This is a genomic window from Nesterenkonia sp., from assembly GCF_029265375.1.
Lineage (GTDB): Bacteria > Actinomycetota > Actinomycetes > Actinomycetales > Micrococcaceae > Nesterenkonia.
Genome location: NZ_JAJUJJ010000007.1, coordinates 13,115 through 34,029, shown reverse-complemented (window position 1 = coordinate 34,029; position 20,915 = coordinate 13,115). Strand labels below are relative to the sequence as shown.

At 67.4% G+C, this 20,915-nt stretch carries 18 protein-coding genes, 1 tRNA gene and 1 riboswitch; of the genes, 7 read left to right on the top strand and 12 right to left on the bottom strand.

What is annotated here, in order from left to right:
• Positions 1-18 precede the first annotated feature (18 nt).
• The 4 genes from tenA to Q1K09_RS04345 form a co-directional block, all read right to left on the bottom strand.
• On the bottom strand, positions 19-717 hold the full coding sequence (gene tenA, locus Q1K09_RS04360) for a thiaminase II (protein ID WP_300343581.1): 699 nt from the start codon (positions 715-717) through the stop codon (positions 19-21).
• Positions 715-817, bottom strand: a riboswitch (TPP riboswitch). (Overlaps the previous gene by 3 nt.)
• Positions 818-1,101: 284 nt before the next feature.
• On the bottom strand, positions 1,102-2,637 hold the full coding sequence (locus Q1K09_RS04355) for a DHA2 family efflux MFS transporter permease subunit (protein ID WP_300343579.1): 1,536 nt from the start codon (positions 2,635-2,637) through the stop codon (positions 1,102-1,104).
• A 67-nt stretch (positions 2,638-2,704) separates the two neighbouring features.
• Positions 2,705-2,777: transfer RNA gene (locus Q1K09_RS04350), tRNA-Thr, on the bottom strand.
• 102 nt (positions 2,778-2,879) lie between these two features.
• Positions 2,880-3,833, bottom strand: a complete 954-nt coding sequence (locus tag Q1K09_RS04345) for a thioredoxin domain-containing protein (protein WP_300343577.1) — start codon at positions 3,831-3,833, stop codon at positions 2,880-2,882.
• Positions 3,834-4,010: 177 nt separating this feature from the next.
• On the opposite strand from Q1K09_RS04345, the gene Q1K09_RS04340 reads away from it, so the two are divergent.
• From Q1K09_RS04340 to Q1K09_RS04330, 3 genes are all read left to right on the top strand, one after another.
• Positions 4,011-5,561 carry a trehalose-6-phosphate synthase gene (locus Q1K09_RS04340; RefSeq protein ID WP_300343576.1) on the top strand — a complete coding sequence of 517 codons (1,551 nt, stop codon included), beginning with the start codon at positions 4,011-4,013 and terminating at the stop codon, positions 5,559-5,561.
• A 172-nt stretch (positions 5,562-5,733) separates the two neighbouring features.
• The gene (gene otsB / locus Q1K09_RS04335; RefSeq protein ID WP_300343574.1) at positions 5,734-6,534 is read left to right on the top strand and encodes a trehalose-phosphatase; all 801 of its coding nucleotides are present in this window, start codon (positions 5,734-5,736) and stop codon (positions 6,532-6,534) included.
• 31 nt (positions 6,535-6,565) lie between these two features.
• Positions 6,566-7,894: a DUF4032 domain-containing protein gene (locus Q1K09_RS04330; RefSeq protein WP_300343572.1), complete on the top strand. Its 1,329-nt coding sequence runs from the start codon at positions 6,566-6,568 to the stop codon at positions 7,892-7,894.
• A gap of 4 nt (positions 7,895-7,898) precedes the next feature.
• Here the strand turns inward: Q1K09_RS04330 and Q1K09_RS04325 are convergent, their stop codons facing one another.
• Both Q1K09_RS04325 and Q1K09_RS04320 read right to left on the bottom strand, forming a co-directional pair.
• Entirely contained in the window at positions 7,899-9,266 is a 1,368-nt protein-coding gene (locus Q1K09_RS04325) for a sodium/glutamate symporter (protein ID WP_300343570.1), read from the bottom strand.
• Positions 9,259-10,404, bottom strand: coding sequence for an FAD-binding oxidoreductase (locus Q1K09_RS04320; RefSeq protein WP_300343568.1), 1,146 nt, complete (start codon positions 10,402-10,404; stop codon positions 9,259-9,261). The genes Q1K09_RS04325 and Q1K09_RS04320 overlap by 8 nt, the downstream gene beginning before the upstream one ends.
• A 101-nt stretch (positions 10,405-10,505) precedes the next feature.
• Between Q1K09_RS04320 and Q1K09_RS04315 the strand changes: the two genes are divergently transcribed.
• Together Q1K09_RS04315 and Q1K09_RS04310 are read left to right on the top strand one after the other, a co-directional pair.
• Positions 10,506-11,378 carry a MurR/RpiR family transcriptional regulator gene (locus Q1K09_RS04315; RefSeq protein WP_300343567.1) on the top strand — a complete coding sequence of 291 codons (873 nt, stop codon included), beginning with the start codon at positions 10,506-10,508 and terminating at the stop codon, positions 11,376-11,378.
• 41 nt (positions 11,379-11,419) lie between these two features.
• The gene (locus Q1K09_RS04310) at positions 11,420-12,565 is read left to right on the top strand and encodes an FAD-binding oxidoreductase (RefSeq protein WP_300343565.1); all 1,146 of its coding nucleotides are present in this window, start codon (positions 11,420-11,422) and stop codon (positions 12,563-12,565) included.
• Here the strand turns inward: Q1K09_RS04310 and ctlX are convergent.
• The gene (gene ctlX / locus Q1K09_RS04305) at positions 12,559-13,452 is read right to left on the bottom strand and encodes a citrulline utilization hydrolase CtlX (protein ID WP_300343564.1); all 894 of its coding nucleotides are present in this window, start codon (positions 13,450-13,452) and stop codon (positions 12,559-12,561) included. The genes Q1K09_RS04310 and ctlX overlap by 7 nt on opposite strands.
• An 87-nt stretch (positions 13,453-13,539) precedes the next feature.
• Positions 13,540-14,568 carry an ornithine cyclodeaminase gene (locus Q1K09_RS04300; RefSeq protein WP_300343563.1) on the bottom strand — a complete coding sequence of 343 codons (1,029 nt, stop codon included), beginning with the start codon at positions 14,566-14,568 and terminating at the stop codon, positions 13,540-13,542.
• Between the two features lie 134 nt (positions 14,569-14,702).
• Between Q1K09_RS04300 and Q1K09_RS04295 the strand changes: the two genes are divergently transcribed.
• Positions 14,703-15,134: an Lrp/AsnC family transcriptional regulator gene (locus tag Q1K09_RS04295; RefSeq protein ID WP_300343560.1), complete on the top strand. Its 432-nt coding sequence runs from the start codon at positions 14,703-14,705 to the stop codon at positions 15,132-15,134.
• Positions 15,135-15,164: 30 nt separating this feature from the next.
• On the opposite strand, the gene Q1K09_RS04290 is transcribed toward Q1K09_RS04295, so the two are convergent.
• Positions 15,165-15,944, bottom strand: a complete 780-nt coding sequence (locus Q1K09_RS04290) for an IclR family transcriptional regulator (protein WP_300343558.1) — start codon at positions 15,942-15,944, stop codon at positions 15,165-15,167.
• A gap of 57 nt (positions 15,945-16,001) precedes the next feature.
• On the opposite strand from Q1K09_RS04290, the gene aceB reads away from it, so the two are divergent.
• Positions 16,002-17,606 carry a malate synthase A gene (gene aceB, locus Q1K09_RS04285; RefSeq protein WP_300343556.1) on the top strand — a complete coding sequence of 535 codons (1,605 nt, stop codon included), beginning with the start codon at positions 16,002-16,004 and terminating at the stop codon, positions 17,604-17,606.
• Between the two features lie 78 nt (positions 17,607-17,684).
• Here aceB and Q1K09_RS04280 read toward each other — a convergent pair whose 3' ends face one another.
• From Q1K09_RS04280 to Q1K09_RS04270, 3 genes are all read right to left on the bottom strand, one after another.
• Positions 17,685-18,332, bottom strand: coding sequence for a hypothetical protein (locus tag Q1K09_RS04280; RefSeq protein WP_300343553.1), 648 nt, complete (start codon positions 18,330-18,332; stop codon positions 17,685-17,687).
• A gap of 73 nt (positions 18,333-18,405) precedes the next feature.
• On the bottom strand, positions 18,406-19,596 hold the full coding sequence (locus tag Q1K09_RS04275; RefSeq protein WP_300343551.1) for an XdhC/CoxI family protein: 1,191 nt from the start codon (positions 19,594-19,596) through the stop codon (positions 18,406-18,408).
• A 25-nt stretch (positions 19,597-19,621) separates the two neighbouring features.
• Positions 19,622-20,914: a benzoate/H(+) symporter BenE family transporter gene (locus tag Q1K09_RS04270; protein ID WP_300343549.1), complete on the bottom strand. Its 1,293-nt coding sequence runs from the start codon at positions 20,912-20,914 to the stop codon at positions 19,622-19,624.
• Between the last annotated feature and the right edge of the window lies 1 nt (position 20,915).

The following is a 20,915-nucleotide window of genomic DNA, read 5'->3' as shown; positions in this document are numbered from 1 at the left end:
AACACGGTGCGCCGGAGACTATTCCTTCCGGTCTGCCTCCTCGGCGGCTCCCAGGTCCAGCGCCATCTGCCAGAACGCCGACTCCATCCGGGTGGCCGTCGCGAAGATCTCGGCCAGCGCGGCGAAGCGCTGCGGGTTGGCGCTGGGGGTTCCCAGGAACCGGCGGCCGAGCTCGTTGATGGTATCGGCGGCCTCGGCTGCCAGCTGCTGAAACTGCGGGGCGGAGTACTCGGAGATCCACTCGGCGTAGGGGTGCTGCGGATCCTGCTCGGCGGCGAGCTTGAGCCGGGCGCCGATCTCGGCGTAGCCGACGGTGCACGGAGAGAGGGCCACATGGATGTCCAACAGGTCACCGCGCAGCCCGGTGTCCAAGACGTAGCGGGTGTAGGCGACGGTGGCGGGGTGCTCTTCGGCTGCCTCCAGGTCCTGACGGCTCAGGCCCCAGCGCGAGCACAGGCGCACATGCAGCTCACTCTCCTCCAGTGCGGCGCGCAGGCCGCGGCCGGCCACATCCAGGTCCGCCACGGTGTGCGCCTTATAGGCCGCCAGTGCGTGCGCGCGGGCGAACTGGATCAGAAACAGGTAGTCCTGGATGAGATAGTTCCGGAATGCAGACTCCGCCAGGGTTCCTCTGCCCATTCGGCGGATGAATTCGTGCCCGGTGTAGTCCGCCCACTGCTGAGCGGCGGCCGCTTTGAGCTCCTCGAACAGCGTCACTGTGAAAGTCCCTTTCCCTCCGTCGGTGCGAACCGAATCAGGTTCATTGCGTTGCCGGCTGACCGGCTCTCAGCCCCGGCTGGGGCACCGCTGGGTCACTGGGGAGGCTAGCACGACGCCGGCACGCACCAGCGGACGCAATTTCAGAACTTATCCCTTGCGTAATATGTCGAGACCAATCTAAGGTGGGGCTTACTTGGGTGCGACACGGCGAGATACTCGCCGCGGGGGACCAGCTCAGTGCGGGCTGGTCCCCCTTTCGCTGTCTGGGGGGGGTCCAGGACTGCCGAGCTGCGTTCGGGGGTTCAGGCCACAGTGCCAGACACAGGGGTTCGGGGGCTCAAGATACTGAGCCGGGCCCGGGGGGGGTCAGGCCCGCCGCGCTCAGGCCTCGCGAGCTGTTTCCGCCGGCTCTGCCGGAGTGGCGCGCAGGGTCATGCCCAGCAGCAGGGTGCCGATGCTCAGGCCTGATGCCACGCGGAACGCGGTGCGGAAGCCCTCCAAGGTGGCCTCCTCGCCGCTTGCGCCCTGGGCCGCCGCGGCAGCCGCGCCCAGTCCGACCACGGCCACCAGCGCCGCGGTGCCGATGGCGGCGGCCAGCTGCTGCAGTGTATTGAGCACTGCCGATCCATGCGAATAGAGCGGCTGGGGCAGCGGGTTCATAGCTGTGGCGAAGGCCGGAGTGAACAGCAGCGCCAGCCCGCAGGAGAGCACCAGGTGCAGCACCAGCACATAGCCGATGGGGGTCTGCGGGCCCAGCAGGCTCATGGCGAACAGCGCCAGGATCAGGATCGCCGAACCTGGGATGACGAAGGGCTTGGGGCCGATGCGGTCATAGATTCGGCCGACCACCGGAGCCATCAGGGCCATCAGCAGTCCGCCGGGAAGCATCAGCAGTCCGGTGCTGAGCGTGTCCAGTCCCCGCACCGCCTGCAGGAACATCGGCAGCAGAATCAGCGCGCCGAAGAGCGCCACCATCATCAGCAGCATCATCAGCAGGCTGCGGGTGTACATGGGGTAGGTGAAGGGCTTGAGGTTCAGCAGAGCGGAGTCGGTGCGTTGGAGCCGCAGCTGCAGCAGCGCGAAGGCGACCAGGCAGACCGCTCCGACTCCCAGCACCGCCGCAGCCGTGGGGTCGACCCCGGGGCCTGAGTCCGCATCGACGTCGACCTGCTCGGTGCCGTGGCCGCCGCCGATCTGGCTGATGCCGTAGACCACGCCGCCGAATCCCGGCACCGCCAGCAGCAGCGAGCCGACTGACAGTCCCTTCTCCGCCGCCCCGGACTGGGCAGCCAAGCGCGGTCGTCCCAGAAGCAGGGCCAGTGCGGCGATCGGCAGGATCACCAGGAACAGCCAGCGCCAATCCGCAAGGTGGAGGATCAGCCCGGAGAGCGCGGGACCGGTGGCTGGGGCCACGGAGATCACGATGCCCACATTGCCCATCACCACACCCCGGCGCCGCACCGGGACCAGGGTCAGCACAGTGGTCATCAGCAGCGGAAGCATGATCGCGGTGCCGGCGGCCTGCACCACGCGGCCGCCCAGCAGCACCTCGAAGCCCGGCGCCGCAGCGGCCATAGCGGTGCCGGAGAGGAACAGCAGCATGGCGGTGGTGAAGACTCCGCGCAGGCTGAAGCGCTGGATGATGTAGCCGGTGGTGGGAATCACCACGGCCAGGGTCAGCATGAACGCTGTGGTCAGCCACTGGACGGTGGTCTCGGGGATCTCAAACTCCTCCATCAGCGGCCGCAGCGCCACGTTCATGATGGTCTCGTTGAGGATCATCACGAAGGTGGCCACCAGCAGCGCGCCGATGGTCAGCTTGTGGGCCAGCGGCATCCGGTCCTGGTCCAGAACCAGTGGGACGCCGCCGGTGTTGCTCTCCGGCGCAGCAGAGCCATCGGCAGATGAGGCGGACACGAGAAGATCTCCTAGGAGGGAAGGCCGGGGTGGTTGGCCGAGAACCCGCATCATGCGGGTGCGTTCGAGCCCCCTGCCGGATTCGAACCGACGACCGACTGTTTACAAGACAGTTGCTCTACCAGCTGAGCTAAGGAGGCCTGGCGTCGGCAGACGCCGACTACCTATCCTAGACCCGCGCAGGCGTCGATGACCAGCCCGGCCCGGGAGCCGGGGTCACACCTCACGGGCGGTCGCCAGCGTCACTGGTCGCCGTCGTCGTCCGTCCCGGACTCGTCCTCAGCCTCGGTCTGGTCGGACTCACCCTCCGGGGCAGTCTCCCCGAGGTCCTCCTCCACCTCGTCGAGCACCTGCTCGCCGGACTCCTCCTGGTACTCGCCGACGGCCTCGAGGATGACTTCCCCGACGTTCATGGGCTGCTCGACGGCAGTGTCGTCCACAAAGATGGTGGGAGTGCCGCTGATCCCGTTCTGGCTGGCCAGGTTGGTGGTGTACTCGGCGAAGGCCCGGTAGGTGCCGTCGGAGACGCAGTTGGAGATGTCGGCCCCGTAGTTCTGCTGGGCCAGCTCGGCCAGCTCGTCATTGGAGTACTCGGTGGAGCCGTCGGCGCGCGCGGCGGTGACCGTGCCCAGATAGGACTGGTAGTGCTCCGGCGCCTCCTCCGCCATGCAGGCGAAGGCGTTGGCGGTGCGCTGCGAGTACGGGGGCGCAACGAAGCTGAGGGAGCGGTACTCCAGGGTGATCGCCCCGGCGTCGAGCCATTCGGCAAACATGGAGTGGTAGGCGGATTCGAGCTGGCCGCAGTGCGGGCAGCCGGCGTCGGTGTAGATGATCACGTGCGGGGGCTCGCCCTCCTCGCGGGGCTCCACACCCGGGGGGAGGTCGCCCGCACCGACGGTTTCTGCCTCACCGGGGTCCTCGGCGTCGATCTGGCCCAGGTTGTCTCCCTCAGCCAGCTCGGAGGAGGAGGTCAGCACGATCCCGCCCTGCTCATTGGCCGCAGCCGGGGCCTCACCCTCGGTGTAGTTGCCGCCGCCTCCGCGGGTCATCACCCAGATGGTCAGACCGACGACCACCACCAGCGCCAGGACCACGACGCCGACGCGCAGCAGCAGCGACTGCGTCTTCTGCCTGCGCTCCTGCTGCTGCTGGAGCCTGCGAGCCTGCTCGCGCGCGCTGCCGGTGGATTGAGCCATGTGATATCTCCGTTGGTGCTGCAGATGGAGGCGGACAACAGCTACCAGGGTACCTGCTGAAACGGCCCGGACGCGTCCTGGCCGCCGAGGCCGGGCATCCAGCCGACTTCCAGCCAGCTAGCCGAGGGTGACACCACGATAGGCTGATGATCACGAGGAGAAAGGGGCGCTGACTGAATGGGCAGAAGGACAGCCGACGACGCGGAGAGCAGCACCAGCACCGAGGCAGCCTCCGGGTCCTGGGAGTACCAGACCGGCTACGACTTTGTGGTGGTCGCCAACCGGCTGGCGGTCAACCGGGTCGCCAATCCGGATGGAAGCACCGGCTGGCAGCGCTCCCCCGGCGGTCTGGTCACCGCGCTGGCGCCGATTATGGCCTCCTCAGAAGGCGCCTGGGTCGGCTGGCACGGCGCGGCGGATGAGACTCTGCAGCCATTCGACCACTCCGGTCTGCACCTGCACCCGGTGCCGCTGAGCGAGCAGGAGGTGGAGGACTACTACGAGGGGTTCGCCAACGGCACCCTGTGGCCGCTGTATCACGACGTCATCGCCCGCCCTCACTTCCACCGCCACTGGTTCGAGGCCTACCGCCGGGTCAACCGCCGGTTCGCAGAGGCGGCGGCGAAGGTCGCCTCCCAGGGCGCCACCGTATGGGTGCAGGACTATCAGCTGCAGCTGGTTCCGCAGATGCTGCGCGAACTGCGCCCCGATGTGCGGATCGGCTTCTTCAATCACATTCCCTTCCCTCCCCCGGGGCTGTTCGCCCAGCTGCCCTGGCGGCATTCGGTGCTGCGCGGACTGCTGGGGGCGGATCTGATCGGGTTTCAGAGAGACTCCGACGCCCGGAACTTTCAGCGGGCGGTGCGGGACCGGTTGGGCTACTACATCAAGTCGGACCAGATCTACGTGCCGCTGGAGGAGAACCATGAGGCCGGCTCCCCGCTGGGAGGGGACCCGGGGCGCGGGACCGCACCGCGTCAGCTCTCCGTCCCGGTCGAAGGCAGCTACCGGGTGGCCGAGGCCAAGGCGTTTCCCATCTCGATCGACACCGACAGGATCGTCGAACTGGCCAATGACCCCAAGATCATCGCCCGGGCAGCCCAGATCCGCGCGGAGTTGGGGAACCCGAAGACGATCTTCCTGGGTGTGGACCGGCTGGACTACACCAAGGGCATCCGCCATCGCATGAAGGCCTATGAGGAGCTCCTGCAGGATGGGGCGCTGCGCGTGGGGGATGCGTGCCTGGTGCAGATTGCCTCGCCCTCCCGGGAGGGTGTGGCCTCCTATCAGGAGCTGCGCGATGAGATCGAACTGACAGTCGGCCGCATCAACGGCGAGTTCGACACGATGGGCCACACCGCGATCCGCTATCTGCACCACTCCTATCCGGTGGAGGAGATGGTGGCCCTCTACCTGGCCGCCGATGTCATGCTGGTCACTGCGCTGCGCGACGGAATGAACCTGGTGGCCAAGGAGTATGTGGCCGCCCGGAAGTCCGGGGATGGGGTGCTGGTGCTCTCCGAGTTCACCGGGGCCGCCGACCAGCTGCGCCAGGCGCTGCTGATCAATCCGCATGACATTGATGAGCTGAAGGCCTCGATGGTCACCGCCGCGAAGATCGATCCGGAGGAGGCCCGCAAGCGGATGCGCAGCCTGCGCCGCCAAGTGGTCAGCCACAATGTGCAGCGCTGGGCCGAAGAGTTCCTGCAGCGCCTGCGCGAACAGTAGACCGTGCCCCACGCCCCCGCCCCCATCCGACCCCGAGCCGCCCGCATCGCCCGAACTCCCCCGCGCCCCTCGCCGAGCGGTCATCTGTGCCGCTATTTCGCAGGCGTACGGCCCGAAATAGCGGCATAATTGACCGCTGGACGGGACGGCATTCGAGCAAAGGAGACCCACCGTGCCGCTGACCGAAGAACTGAACGCCGCACTGAGCAGTTTCGCAGCCGAGGACCGGGTGCTGGTCTGCCTGGACTTCGACGGCTGCGTGGCTGAACTGGTGGCCGACGCTCTGCAGGCTCGGCCCGTGCCGGCCAATGCAGAGGCGATCCAGCGGCTCGCCGGCCTCGACGGCGTCGACCTGGCCTACGTCTCCGGCCGGCCCCTGCAGACGCTGCGGGAGCTCTCCTCTCCACCGCCGGGCACTCTGCTGATCGGTTCCCACGGGGCGGAGACGGACCTGACCGGCGGCACCGGATCAGCGGGTTCGCAGCCGCCGGATTCGGGCCTGAATCTCAGCCCGGCGCAGCAGGCGGCCCGCACTGAGGTGCTCGAGACCCTGGAGGCGATCGCCGCCGAGCACGACGGCGCCTGGGTGGAGCACAAGCCCGCCGGCGGGGCCATCCACGTGCGCCACATCGACGACGACGCCTACGCGGAGCGGGTGCTGGATGAGGCCCGCGCCGCCCTGGCGGTGATCGACGGCGCCCACGCCAAGGAGGGCAAGAAGATCCTGGAGGCGGTGGTGGTCACCTCCACCAAGGGCGAGGCGATCCAGCTGCTGCGCGAGAGGCTGCAGCCGCAGGCAGTGTTCTTCGCCGGAGACGACGTCACGGATGAGCACGGTTTCGCCGTGCTGGGCGAAGGCGATATCGGGGTGAAAGTGGGCCCGGGTGAGACCGGTGCGCGGCACCGGATCCCGGATCCGTCGTCGCTGGCCGAGGTGCTCAACCGGCTGGCGGATCTGCGGGCTGCCCGCTGAAGCACCGCGCCGTCGTCGTAGACTGTCCACCATGTCATCGGTACCCGGCCTGAGCCTCACCGCATCCGGCACGATTCCCCAGGAGCTGCTGGACCTGCCGTGGCATCTGCCCCTGGTGGAGTGGCCGGAGGATGTGCTGGCCGCCCTGCCGCGCGGCATCTCCCGCCATATTGTGCGCTTCGCCTATCTGGGCGGGTCGATCATCGCCATCAAGGAAACCTCCGAGCGCGCGGCACGCCACGAGTACCGGATGCTGCGCCAGCTGGGCAAGCTCGGGGCGCCCTGCGTGAAGCCGGTGGCCGAGGTCACCGGGCGCACCCGTGAGGACGGGACAGAGCTCTCCCCGGCGCTGGTCACCCGGCATCTGCGCTTCTCCCTGCCCTACCGCGCGGTGTTCAACCAGATGATGCGCAAGCCGACGCTGCAGCGGCTGATCGATGCGCAGGCCCTGCTGATGGTGGAGCTGCATCTGCTGGGCTTCTACTGGGGGGATGTCTCCCTGTCCAATACTCTGTTCCGCCGCGATGCCGGGAACTTCAAGGCCTATCTGGTGGACGCCGAGACCGGCGAGCTGCACCCGAATCTCTCCGCAGGCCAGCGCGAATATGACCTGGAGGTCGCCCAGGTCAATATCGCCGGGGAGCTGATGGACCTCATGGAGGGCGGCTTTGTGGATGAGGACGTCGACGCGGTGGCCACCAGTCACCAGTTCATCGACTCCTACCGGGGGCTGTGGCAGGAGCTCACCGGGGACACCGCCTTCGACCCGGGCCAGCAGTGGCTGATCGAGGAGCGGGTCCGCCGGCTCAATGAGCTCGGCTTCGACGTGGAGGAGTATGACATCCGCTCCGCCCGCGACGCCGGCCACCTGCTGCTGCGCCCGAAGGTGGTGGACCCGGGCCATCACCAGCGCCGGCTGATGGCCCTGACCGGGCTGGATGTGCAGGAGAACCAGGCCCGGCGTCTGCTGGGCGCCATCGACGCCTACCGGGCGGTCACCGATCCGCACGGCGACGAGGCTGTCGCTGCCCATATGTGGACCCAGAACGTCTTCCAGCCGACTATCGCCAAAATCCCGCGGGACCTGCGCGACAAGCTGGAGCCCGCTGAGATCATGCACCAGCTGCTGGACTACCGGTGGAAGCTCTCCGAGCGCGAGGGCCGCGACGTCTCCCTGGAGGAGGCGCTGCCCAACTTCATCGATGAGGAGCTGCGCAGCTACCGCGATGAGGCGGTGCTGATGGTCAATCCGCCCGCCGACGTGGTCCGCCAGCTGGAGCTGGGCGCCAGCCCCTCAGCGGAGAATAACGACGACGTCGACGGCGAACCCGATCAGGACGCCTCCGCCTGGTACAGCTGAGCGGTCAGGCTGCCGTCCGCCGGACGGCTGGCTTTCTCCAGATGCCCACGAGCATCGCCAGGCCGATCAGCAGCAAGCATGCCCCCAGGCAGCCGAGGCCGACCCAGAGGTTCCCGTGCTGCGCCACCAAGATGGGGAACATCGCGGTGATGATGCCGCCCCCGACGAACGGGCTGGAGAAGGGTGCCCGCAGGGCGAAGCCCCGGTATGCGTTGGTCTTCATCTGAGGGTCGGCAGCCCGCAGCAGGAGCAGTCCCACGGAGACCACACCGGTCATCGCACCAAAGTTCACGATGCTGTTCTCTACCCAGTGCTCGCGGAAGATGCGAGGCCCGATGATGTAGAAGATGCCGATGCTGATCAGGGCCACTACGATCATCGTCACCAGGAGCGCCACCCAGTTCTCCAGCACCACAGGAATCGAGATGGAGGCCACCGCGGCCACCACAAGGAAGTCCAGGGCGATGCCGGCGATGGAGTTCAGCGTGGACTTGTCCACCAGCTGGTACATCGGAGTCGGCCGGATGGCCAGATGCACGATGAGGCCGCCGATCATGGCCAGCGGGAACAGCGGCACCCCGGTGATGACCATATCCACGAAATGCTTGAGCACATAGCCGATGATGACAGCAGCGCCGATCAGGGAGAAGTGGAAGGCCAGATTGTCCAGGGAGGCCTTGCGCAGCCGGCTCCGGGACTCCTGAGTGGCGGCGCTGTCCTTGAGAATATCGCTGTCGGTCAGGGCGGCTGTGCCGGTGTAGTTGACCAGGTGACCCCGGCGTGCGGCGATGTTCAGCATGATCATGCCGGCGATGATCCCGAAGATCAGCCCGAAGGTGGCTGCCCCTAGGCCCAGCGAGCTGCCGTCCTGCCAGCCCAGTTCCTGGTATGCCTCCTCCATGCCGGCGGCTGTGCCGTGTCCGCCCGGCCAGGAGACCTCGAAGATGGTGGAGAACAGCGCATTGGTGTTGAAGAACGGCTGGAAGATGAAGAAGGTCATCAGCGCCGGAACCGCAATGACAGCGAAGCTGGAGAAGTAGGAGTAGAAGATATGCGGGCCTGCCTCCTTGGCGGCCTGCTTCACCCCGGGCAGCTCCTGGCCCAGCAGCATCGGGGCGAAGACGATGGCGATGAGCAGACCCGCGAGCGCCCCCCAGGTGGAATTCATGTCCTCGGGGACGACTCCGAAGGCGTGCGGGCCGAGGCTGAGGCCGAGAAGGCCTCCGATGAGTGCGGCGGGTATGAAGAACTTCCGCAGGGCCGGGATGAGCAGGCGCAGCACCACGCCGACCAGCAGCAGCAGTCCCAGGACGCTGATGGAGACCAGCAGCGAGTTGAGCAGGGCTCCGTCGATTTCCGTGATGTCAGGCATCACGACCTCCTAATGTGGGGATTCTTGCGAGTGATAGGGGTGCGAGTTCCGCGGTACGTTCCCCGTGCAGCAGCAGATGGGCAATATGCTTCGAGGCCGCCGGAAGCAGGGCCCATCCGTGCCCGGACCATCCGGCTGCTGCATAGACGTGGTCGGTGAGCGCCCCGATGAGGGGGACCTGGTCCACGGCTACCGACTCTGGCCTGCTCGCGTCGGCCTCGACCAGGGTGAGCTCACCAAGCTCTGGGAAGACTGTAGTCAGCTGCTCAATATTTCCGGTCACAGCGGTCGGGTCGAGTTCGCCTCTGCCGGTCTCAGGGTTGCGCCTGCCGCGCCATCCTCCGGAGAGCATGATGAGGCCGTCCTGGAGTATCTTGACCGACAGCGCCCTGTGGTCATGACCGGTGAGCAGGGGAACCTGGGCGGGCTCGGAGGATGTCAGGAAGAGGACCTGGGGGTAGATGGTCCACAGCGGGAGGCTGCTCCCAGCTGTTTGAGCCAGCTCGGCGACCCCGCTGTTGGCAGCCAGCAGCACGGCGCGGGAGGCGGTGAACTGCTCACCCGAGGCGCTGATCGCCGCCGCTCCTGCAGACCGGGACCGCACCTCGGCGACGGGGGCTCCTTCTGTGATGGTGGCGCCCAGCCGGCGCGCCGCAGCAGCGTAGGCGGCAGTCGTCTCCGCCTGGGAGGCCACCCCGTCCAGCGGAACATGGAGCGCCGCCCTCACCTCCGACGAAATGCCGGGAAAGGCGGACCTGACCCGCTCCTGATCCCATACCTCAGTGGGGACTCCGAAGGCCGTCTGGGCGGCAGCATGCGCCTGCGCTGAGACCAGTCCGCCGGAGACTCCGACCACCTCTCGCTCAATCAGGCTTACGCCCCCTGTGCGCTGGTAACCGGTGGGAGCCCCCAGCTGCTCAGCCAGCTGCGGCCACAGGTCGTTAGCCTCCCTCATCAGGGGAAGCTCGCGGAGATCTCTGCGGTTGGCGCGCACGCCCCGCTTGCCCGGCCCGCCTGAGGCCCCGTCTGCGATCCGCTCGGCCTCGAGCACCTGCACGGAGGCTCCGGCGGCGGCCAGATGGTAGGCCACGGCGCAGCCGTAGGCCCCGCCGCCGACGATGACGAACTCTACTGCCATACGCGCCTCCAAGAATGTGCTGTGTGCTAGAGCATAGTGCAGGAAAACCTCCAATGCATGTCAAAGGTGAAGAAAAATCTTCACTCTGTCAGAATCAAAGCATGCACAACCAGGACCCGCCAGGGCAGGCAGGAGCGCCGGATCTCAGCAGGCAGGAGCGCCGTGTCGCCACTCTGGCCGAACAAGACCCCTTCCGCTTCGCCACCAGCACGGCCGCTGAGATTGCGCGGCTGACCTCCACCAGCGAGGCCACCGTGGCACGTGCCGCCCGCAAACTCGGGTTCTCCGGAACAAAGGAGATGAAGGCCTCCTGCGCAGCACGTGTGGACAGTTCACAGAGCCTCGGCAGCGTCATCCGCACCCGCCTGGAGAACCTTCCCTCCGAGGCCTTCCAACCCCAGCAGGACGGCCCCCACGCCGCGGCGAGCGCAGTGCTCACCTCAGCCGCCGACCTGCTGATCCGGCTCAGCGACACTCTTGACCCCGCTCTGGTCTCGAACACCGCGCAAGCGTTCGTCTCAGCACGAAGGGTCAATGTCTACGGCCTCGGCACCGCCTACCGCATTGCCCAGTACTTCTGCCTGGAGCTCGAGCGGGTCGGTGTGGAGGCGCTTCCGCTGACCGGAACGGCTCATACTGCGGCAGACAGCATCCCTCGCATCGGCCCTGAGGACGAGCTGGTCATCCTGGCCCCCCTGTTCATCTTTCCCGCGGTGCAGCACTTCACCGAGGTCGCGGTGGAGCGTGCCCGGTCCGTGACCGTGCTGAGCCAGGACCGGCTTCCGCAGACCCTGGCCGGCCGCGTCCAGCACTTCCTACTGCCCAGCACCACAGCGGGGGCCGCCTCGGAGTCTGTCACCGCCTGGGCACTCTGCGACGTACTGATCGCTGAGATTGCCCGCCGCAACCCAGAGCGCGCCATCGAGACGCGGAACTACGTGCAGCAGCTGCGCGAACGCTTCTCCGCCGGCTAGGCGCTATTCCGCCCACCACCATCACGCGTTATGGAGGATCTATGAAAACTATCGTCGTCGGAGCTGGGATCGTCGGAGTCTCTGTCGCATATTCGCTGCTCAGGCGGGGGCACGACGTCGCCCTGGTCGAGGCAGAGGACGTCGCCGCCGGCACCACCTCCACCAGCTACGCCTGGATCAACAGCCATAAGAAGCACCCTAAGAGCTACCACGCGCTGAACTACGAGGGTCTCAAGCATTGGACCCATGTGGTCTCGGCACAGCATCCCGAGACGGTTATGCTGCACGGCCACGTGGAGTTCGCCGTCGAGCAGGAGCACCGGAGCACCCTGGAGCAGAGGGTGGAGCGGCTGCAGTCACTGGACTACGCTGCCCGGTGGATCACGCCGGCGGAGGCGGCGGAGCGGACACCGGTGCATATTCCCCAGGATGCGCTCGTGGCACTGTTCCCCTGGGAGGGGCATGCCTATCCCCAGCTTCTCGCCGCCTCGCGGGTGGCCGAGATGCGGCGGAGCCCGGGCTTCTCGCTGATCATCGACCCGGTGGTCTCGGTCTCCCGGACCGAGGGCAAGGTGAGTCTGCTCTCCGGCACGGAACTGCGCGGGGACGTCGTCGTTCTGGCCGTGGGCAATTCCACCACAGAGCTGGCCGCTGAGGCGGGAGTGCGGCTCCCCATGGTGCCCAAAGAGGTGGGCGGGGCCGCGTTCGGCTATCTGGCCTATGTGCGAGCACCCGGCCACAGCCTGCAGGGCCCGATCACCAGCGACCATCTCAACTTCCGTCCCAACGGTGACGACGGGCTGATCCTGCAGGCCCTGGACCTCGACCCGACTGCCAACCCCGCACTGGTGCCGGAGCCGCAGATCGGGGAGGAGCTGCTCCGCCGGCTCCACGCCCTGCTGCCCTCGGCCGAGGCGCAGCTGGAGGAGGTCCGGGTCGGCTACCGCGTCATCCCCGGCGACGGCCTGACGGTCGCCGGTCCCGCCACAGGGGAGCCGGAGAACCGGCTGTGGATTGCAGTCACACACAGCGGCGTGGTCCTGGGCCCCTGGCTGGGCGAGGCTCTGGCGGAGGAGATCAGCACCGGGCAGCAGAATCCGCTCTTCGAGGAGTTCCGGCCCACCCGCTTCGCCTCTGCGGAGCAGCTCCCGGCCTACGCCGCGCCGAGGAAGCCTGGCGATCAGTGAGTCAGCGGCGGAAGGTGGATCCCGGCCAGCATGCAGCGCACGGATCCTCCGGAGCGCTCGATGGTGGTCACATCTGCCACCGCAATCCGGCTGACTGCGCGGATCGCGGCCAGCTGGTCCTGCCGCAGCGCGTCATAGGCCGAGGCGGACAGCGCCAGCACGGGCCCGCGCGCACCGGTGAGCTGAATGACATTTCCGGCATAGCGGCGCACTTGGTGCTCCGCGATCTCGATGATGGTGCGCCCACTGGCCTCGAGCGCGGCTATGACCTCGCGGCGCTGCTCGGGCTGGCGGATCAGATCCGGGGCGACGACGGCGAGGGTCTGGCCCACGCTCATCATCACATTGGTGTGGTAGACCGGCACCCCTGCAGAGTCCACGGCGTCGAAGAGCATCGGACGCAGTCCCAGCAGGCGGCAGTACTCGGCGAAGATGCCAGGTGTCAGCCGGTGGGACCGGGATCCGTAGGCCACCCGCTGGACATGGTCGATCACCACGGAGCCGGTGCCTTCGAGGAACTCGCCGCGGCGCTCAGCCGGGCTGAGATCGATCACCTCGCTGACGTGAAACCGCTGGCGCAGATGGTCCACGACGTCGTCGCGCCGCTCCTGCCGCCGGTTGGGGGCATACATCGGGCACAGCACCACCCGCCCGTCCGGATGGGTGGTGAACCAGTTGTTGGGGAAGACGCTGTCCGGGCTGGCGCCGGTGCGGTCTTCGAACAGGGAGACCCCTACGCCTTCTGCTCGCAGCGTGTGGGCCAGCGCCCCGGCCTCGGCGTAGGCGCGTGCGGCAGCGCCGTCGTCGCCGCCGGCGGGTGCAGCGTCCTGGAAGGCGTTGTCCGCGGCGGTGAGCGGGTTGATGGTGAACCGGTGCGGCCGGACCATCACCACCTGCCGCGGCGCCTGGAGGGGTTGTGAATCCGTGGCCGGAAAGACCTCGCTCGCGGGGGATTCTGCCTGGATTGTCATCGCTCAGCCCACCGGTTTCATCGAGTTGACCAGGGAGAACAGGTCCTTCGGGTCCTCCGGATCGGCGATGAGGTCCAGATGGGCCTGCAGATCCGTGCCGGCAGTGGCATCGCGCAGGTATCGCAGGGCGGAGAAGTCGGCGATGGCGAAGCCCACAGAGTCGAAGATGGTGATCTCCTCCCGGCTGAGCCGTCCCTCTGCCTGCCCGGTGAGGACCTGCCAGAACTCCACCACCGGGAAGTCCGGAGCCATCTGCTGAATCTCGCCCTCAATCCGCGTCTGTTCGGGGTACTCGACGAAGACCCGGCCAGCGGTGAAGACCTCAGCGGCCAGCTCGGTCTTGCCGGGGCAGTCGCCGCCGACGGCATTGAGGTGGACCCCCGGACGCACGTGCTCCGCGGCGAGGATGGTGTTCTTGGCCTTGTCCGCGGTGCAGGTGGTGATGATGTCTGCGCCCTCGACCGCCTCCTCGGTGGAGACGGCGGCCACGATGCTGAAGCCCAGCGGCTCCAGATTGCGCCGCAGCTTCTCAACGGCGGCGGGATCGACGTCATAGACCCGCAGCTTCTCGATGCCCAGCACCGCGCGGAAGCCCAGCGCCTGAAACTCAGCCTGCGAACCGGCACCGATCATCGCCATGGTCTCTGAGTCCGGCCGGGCCAGATGCCGGGCGACCATCGCGGAGGTGGCGGCAGTGCGCAGCGCGGTCAGCAGCGTCATCTCAGCCAGGAACGTCGGGTAGCCGTTGTCCACATCGGCGAGCATGCCGAAGGCGGTGACGGTCTGGTAGCCGCGGGCGGGGTTGAACGGATGACCATTGACGTACTTGAAGGAGTATTCCTCATGGTCCGAGGTGGGCATCAGCTCGATGACGCCGAAGGGAGTGTGGCTGGCCACCCGCGGAATCTTGTCGAACCGCTCCCACCGCGCAAAGTCAGACTCCAGGTAGCGCACCATGCCTGACATGATCTGCTCCACGCCCTCGCGCTGGATCCACCGGGTCATGCTCGCTACGTCCACGAACTGCGTCATCTGTGCCTCCCTTGGCCGTGGGGTCTGGTTTTGAGGCCAGACTACGGTTTTCGATGTGCACCCGAAATGGCCAGAACGCTTAAATTCTGCTCAGGGACTTATCAAAGTGACTCCCTGGCCTTAGCATGATGGTCATGGAGTCTCTGAGTGACCTCGACCGGCGCCTGATTTCGGAGCTGCGCCGGGACGGTCGAGCCCCGGTAGCGGCACTGGCGCAGCGGCTCGGGGTCTCACGTGCCACGGTGACCAAACGGATCGACAAGCTCACCGCAGCCGGCGTCATCGTGGGCTTCAGCGTGCGCATCCGGGACCCGCGGGAGGTCGGGGAGGTCCGGGCGATCAGCTGCATCGAGCTCTTCGGCCGGCCCACCAGTCACGTCATCGCCGAGCTGCGCGGCTATCCGGAGATCACCGCGCTGCACACCACCAACGGCGCATGGGACTTGGTGGCTGAGATCAGCTGCACCGATCTGCAGGAGTTCGACTCCCTGCTGACCCGGCTGCGCGGCGTCAAGGGAGTGATGAACTCGGAGACCAGCCTGCTGCTCAGCTCGGTGGTGCGCTGACCAGCAGCGGAGTCCCGGCGCACGGCACTCTCAGCTGCGGGTGAGCCTGCGGGAGATCTCGGCAGCTGCCCGAGTCATCAGCGGCACCGCATGGCGGACGAAGGCGTCGTCCATGCGAGCTGTGGGACCCGAGATGGACAGCCCCATCCGTGTGGGCCCCTGCGGCAGCGCAACCGCAAGGCACCGGACCCCAAGCTCCTGCTCCTCGTCGTCGAGGGCGTAGCCCTGCGCGGCGATGACCGGCAGCTGCTCCAGCAGCGCCTCGGGTTTTGTCAGCGTCTTCGGCGTCATCGCCGGCATACCGGTGGCCATGAGCACCTCCCGGGCCCGCTCAGCAGGCATCGTCGCCAGCATGGCCTTGCCTACGCCTGTGGAGTGCATATAGGCGCGTCGGCCCACTTCGGTGAACATGCGCATCGAATGCGGAGAGGGCGCCTGGGCGATGTAGACGACCATCTCCGACTCCATGGCAGCCATATTCACGCTCTCCCCCAGCTCCGCCACCAGTGACTGCATCTGCGGCACGGCCAAGCCGCCGAGCTGGCGGGTCGCGCCTTCGCCCAGAGGCACCAGGTTCGCGCCCAATGCATAGCGCCTCTCCGCCGTCTGGCGCACCATGCCCAGACCGATCAGGGTGTGCAGCAGCCGGTGCACTGTGGGCCCGGCCAGCCCGGAGGCGGACTTCAGCTCCCCGGCCGAGGCGCTGCCGCCCAGCTTGACCAAGCAGTCCAGCAGCGCGAAGGCCCGCTCCACCACCTGGACACGCTGGGACCCCCTCGGAGAGTCCGTATTGCGGACTTCTTCTTTCACACTGCGGATTCTATGGCATAGAAAGGAAGCAGCAACCCCCACCGTGAGGAGCCTGCCATGAGCATCACATACTCTGCCCCCTATGACGTTCCCGGCACCGACGCCGTCCTCACCGAGGAGGCTCTGGCGTTCGTCGAGGAGCTGCATGTCCGCTTCGCCGATACCCGCAATGAGCTGCTCAACGCCCGGGAGACTGCACAGGCTGAGGCCGCCGCCTCCGGGCGACTGGACTTTCCGGAAGAGACCCAGCAGGTGCGCGAGGGCGACTGGCGAGTGGCCGAGGCGCCGGCCTCGCTGCAGGACCGCCGCGTGGAGATCACCGGTCCGCCGGCCCCGGCGAAGATGGCCATCAACGCGCTGAACTCCGGCGCCAAGGTGTGGCTGGCCTGCCTGGAGGATGCGCTCTCCCCCAGCTGGCGCAATCTGGTGGAGGCGCAGAAGAACCTCCACGACGCCGCCCGCCGGACTCTGTCCTTCACCTCCCCGGAGGGCAAGGAGTACTCGCTGCGTGAGGACGTGCAGCTGCCGACCGTCGTCGTGCGTCCCCGCGGTTGGCACCTGCCGGAGAAGAACATCACCATCGATGGTCAGCCGACCATCGGCTCCCTGGTGGACTTCGGCCTGCACTTCTTCCACAACGCGAAGGTGCTGCACGAGCAGGGCGAGGGTCCCTTCTACTATCTGGCGAAGCTGGAGCACTACCGGGAGGCCCGGCTTTGGAATGAGGTGTTCAGCTTCGCCGAGGAGCGGCTGGGCATCCCGCACGGCACTGTACGGGCGACGGTGCTGATCGAGACCATCCCGGCGGCCTTCCAGATGGAGGAGATCCTCTACGAGCTGCGCGAGCACGCCTCAGGGCTCAACGCCGGGCGCTGGGACTATCTGTTCAGCATCATCAAGTACTTCCGCGCCTCGGGCGAGCAGTTTGTGCTGCCCGACCGTGCACAGGTGGGCATGACCCAGCCCTTTATGCGGGCCTACACCGAGCTGCTGGTGAAGACCTGCCACAAGCGCGAGGCCTTTGCCATCGGCGGGATGGCCGCGTTCATCCCGAACCGGCGCGACCCCGAGGTGACCCAGAAGGCGATCGAGAAGGTGCGCGAGGACAAGTCGCGCGAGGCCAATGACGGCTACGACGGCTCGTGGGTGGCTCACCCGGACCTGGTGGAGCTGTGCGCTGAGGAGTTCACCAAGGTTCTGGGCGAGAAGCCCAACCAGGTGGACCGCAAGCGCGACGACGTCTCGGTGACCGCTTCAGACCTGCTGAACATCGGGGCCGCCGAGGGCGAGGTCACTGAACAGGGTGTGCGCACCAACCTCTACGTCGGGGTCTACTACACAGCCGTGTGGCTCTCCGGCAATGGGGCGGTGGCCATCCACAACCTGATGGAGGATGCCGCCACCGCCGAGATCTCCCGCTCTCAGGTCTGGCAGCAGATTCACAACGCCACCGTCACCGCAGACACCGGCGAGACCATCACCGCAGAGCTGGTGGAGCGGCTGCTCGAGGAGGAGGTCGGGCGGCTGCGAAGCGATATCGGCGACGAGGAGATGTTCACCCGCTACTTCGAGCCGGCCGCGAAGATCGTCAAGGATCTGGTGCTGAACCAGCAGGAGTACAAGGACTTCCTCACGCTGCCGGCATACGAGATTCTGCAGTAGCACACCCAGTCGCCCGGCTGTGATGCGGTCGGCGGTGCGGGGCGCACAAGACCCGCTGCCGCCGGCCGCATCGGCGTCTCAGAGGCCGTGCTCTTTGAAGAGGCGCTCATCGGGGTCGGTGAGTGACTCCTCCAGCAGCCATCGGTTGGTCCGCAGCGCCTGCAGATCCTTCGCCACCGCCCTGTCGCGGGTCTTGGCCACGGCTTCGGCGAGCAGACCCACCTGAGCTTTGAACTCCTCTGCGTGGCGGGGCTTGGCCGAATCCGGAAGCGAGATGAACAGCTCCAGGGTCTGCGGCAGGTGCTCAGTGATGGTGCGGTGCACGGCGTCCTGCTGCTCAGGGGCCCGCGCGAGGGTCTCCCATCTGTCCACGATCTCCTGCAGGCCCACCACGATCATGCGCAGCTGTCCGTGGGTGGAGGGCGGCAGCTGGTTGGGGCGGTTGCGCACCGTTGCGTCGATTTCCTCCAGGTGGGACTTCAGCGTCGCCTGGGTGGATGTCAGCTCTGCGGCTCTGCGCTGCAGGCTCAGCTCTCGCCCGGACATCATCCCGTAGGTTCCTGCGCCGGCGGCTCCTCCGACCACCAGGCCCGCGGCAACGGCCCATGGATTCGGCAGCATGAGCACCAGCAGAATGACGAACCCGATGAGGAACGCAGCCGCGGCAACCGACCACTTCAGCCGCTGCCGGCGCGTCTCATCCGGGGAGGAGCCCATAGGGTGCACGCAGTATGTCCTCTCGTCGTCGTGTCAGGCCATAAGCCTAAACAGGAAACGTGGACATCTGCTCCACAGACCCTCACCCTGCCGGGAGACCGACGGGGGCCCTATGGATGGGTCCGCTGCGCCGGCTCAGCGGCAGGCCGCTGCCCCCATGGCGGTGGGCGACGATCTCAGCCCCGATGCTCAGCGCCGTCTCCGCAGGGGTGCGGCCGCCCAGGTCCAGTCCGATGGGGCTGGCGAGTCGGGCCAGCTGCTCCTCACTCAGACCGGCCTCACGCAGCCGCTGCAACCTGTCCCGGTGGGTGCGCCGGGAGCCCATCACACCGATGTATCCCACAGCCGGTCCGTTCAGCGCCTCCTGGAGGACCGGCACATCGACGGTGGGTTCGTGGGTGAGCACACATATGACGGTGCGCTCGTTGACCCGCCCGGCCTGCTTCTCCTGGCGCAGGTAGTCGTCGGGCCACTGCACCACCACCTCGTCGGCGGCGGGGAACCGCTGAGCGGTGGCGAACACGGGCCGGGCATCGCAGACGGTGACGCGGTAGCCCAGAAAGGATCCGATCTGCGCCACAGAGGCGGCAAAATCGATGGCCCCGAAGATCAGCATCCGGTCGGGTGCGGCAAAGCTGGAGACGAAGATCCGCTGACCGGCCCCCTGCCGCTGGCCTGCAGGCCCGTACTCGAGGATGCCGCTCCGCCCGGTGCGCAGCATGGCGCGCATATCCTCCGCTGCGGCCGCCTCGGCACGGCGGTCGGCCCAGCCGAGCACGGGCTCGGCCCCCGGGCGGTGGTCATCGCCGGGGCTGCACCCCGGGGAGGCAGGCTCCGGCAGACGCACTGCGGTGCGGCGACCCACCTGGGCGTGGTCGGGGTGGTCCACTACGGTGGCCACCCCCACCGGCCGGCCGGCCTGAACGTCGTCGAGAATGTCGCCGAGTTCGGGGAACTCTGCGGCGGTGATGCGCTCGATGAACACCTCGAGTGTGCCTCCGCAGGTCAGCCCCACGGCGAAGGCGTCCCCATCGGTGATCCCGTAGCGCTCCAGCCGGGGGGCGCCGGTGGCCAGTACCTCCTGTGCGCTGGTGTAGACCGCGCTCTCCACGCAGCCTCCCGAGACTGATCCCAGGACCTCGCCCCGGCCGGTGATGAGCATCGCCGCTCCGGGCTCCCGCGGCGCCGAGCGGAAGGTGGAGACCACCGTCGCCAGGGCCACCGGCTGGTCGGCCTCCCACTGCTGACGCAGCTGACTGGCTACTTCACGCATCAGTTGTCTCCTTCACCGACTCAGCTCAGGCAGTCTTGTTCTGCGCTGCGGCCTGGGGTTCCCAAAAGTGCCGGGGCTCCAGCAGCAACGATGCCAGCACGCCGCCGACCAGCGCCCAGAACGGCGCAGAGATATTGAACAGGGTCACTCCGCTCATGGCGATCACCAGCGCGAAGAACGGGCCGAACTGCAGGCCGCCGTCGGGGAAGCTCGCGCGGAAGGACCGGACCAGCACCCCGATCATCGCCAGGCCTGCCACGGTGGCGGTCAGCTCGGCCGGCATGACCGTCACCAACGCCACCGTCACACCCGCGAACACTCCAAAGAGCCCGAAGAGGACACCGTTGACCACTGTGGCGGCATAGCGGCCGGCGCGGTCCTCTCCAGCCTGGTCGGAGGAGCAGATCGCCGTCATCGGACCGGCGATATTGGCATTGTGTCCGCCGAACAGCGGCGCCAGCAGGCCACCGAAGCCGCTGATGATGGTCATGACGTTGAACGGGGGCTTATACCGCTCGGCCATCAGCACGCCCATGGCCTGAGCATTCTCGGCACCGATGACCAGCAGCGCCAGCGGAATCGCCACCGCCAGCACCGCGCCCAGGTCGAAGGAGGGCGCGATCAGCTGCGGCGCGGTCAGCCCCAAGCCGCCCTCCAGGGTGCCGAAGCTTCCCATCAGACCGGCGGCGATCAGTCCCAGCACCAAGGCGCCCACCACCCCGGGGACCGCCGGGAGGAAGCGGCTGAGCAGCACGAAACCCAGCAGCGCCGCGCCTGCCACCACGGGCGCGGCGGCCGCGGAGTTGACGATCTCGATGCCGAACCGGATCAGCGCCCCGGCGATCATCGCCATCACGATGGGGAACGGGATCCATTGGACCACTCTGCGCACCAGGCCGGTGACCCCGACCAGCAGCACCAGAAGCCCCGCCAGCAGGAAAGCGCCGACCATCTCCGGGAAGCTGTAGTTCGGCAGCGCTGCAGTCACCAGGGCGGCTCCGGGGATGGAGAAGGCTCCGGTGATCGGCTGCTTGTAGTGCAGCGCGAGCACGATGGAGATCAGCCCGCCGAAGACGTAGATGCCGAAGATCCAGGAGGCGGTCAGTCCGGGGGACAGTCCAGCCTCGTGGGCCCCGTTGATCACGATCAGCGCAGGTCCGGTGCAGCCGAAGATGGCGGCCACCAGACCGGCGCCGATGGTCGCCGGGTTCAAGTTTCCCCAGAGGTCGCGCACACCGGCGCGGAACCCTGGCCCCCTTTCCACCAGGTGCGTGGTGTCTGCTGTCTCAGCGCTGCGGGGAGTGTCGGGGACTGTCATG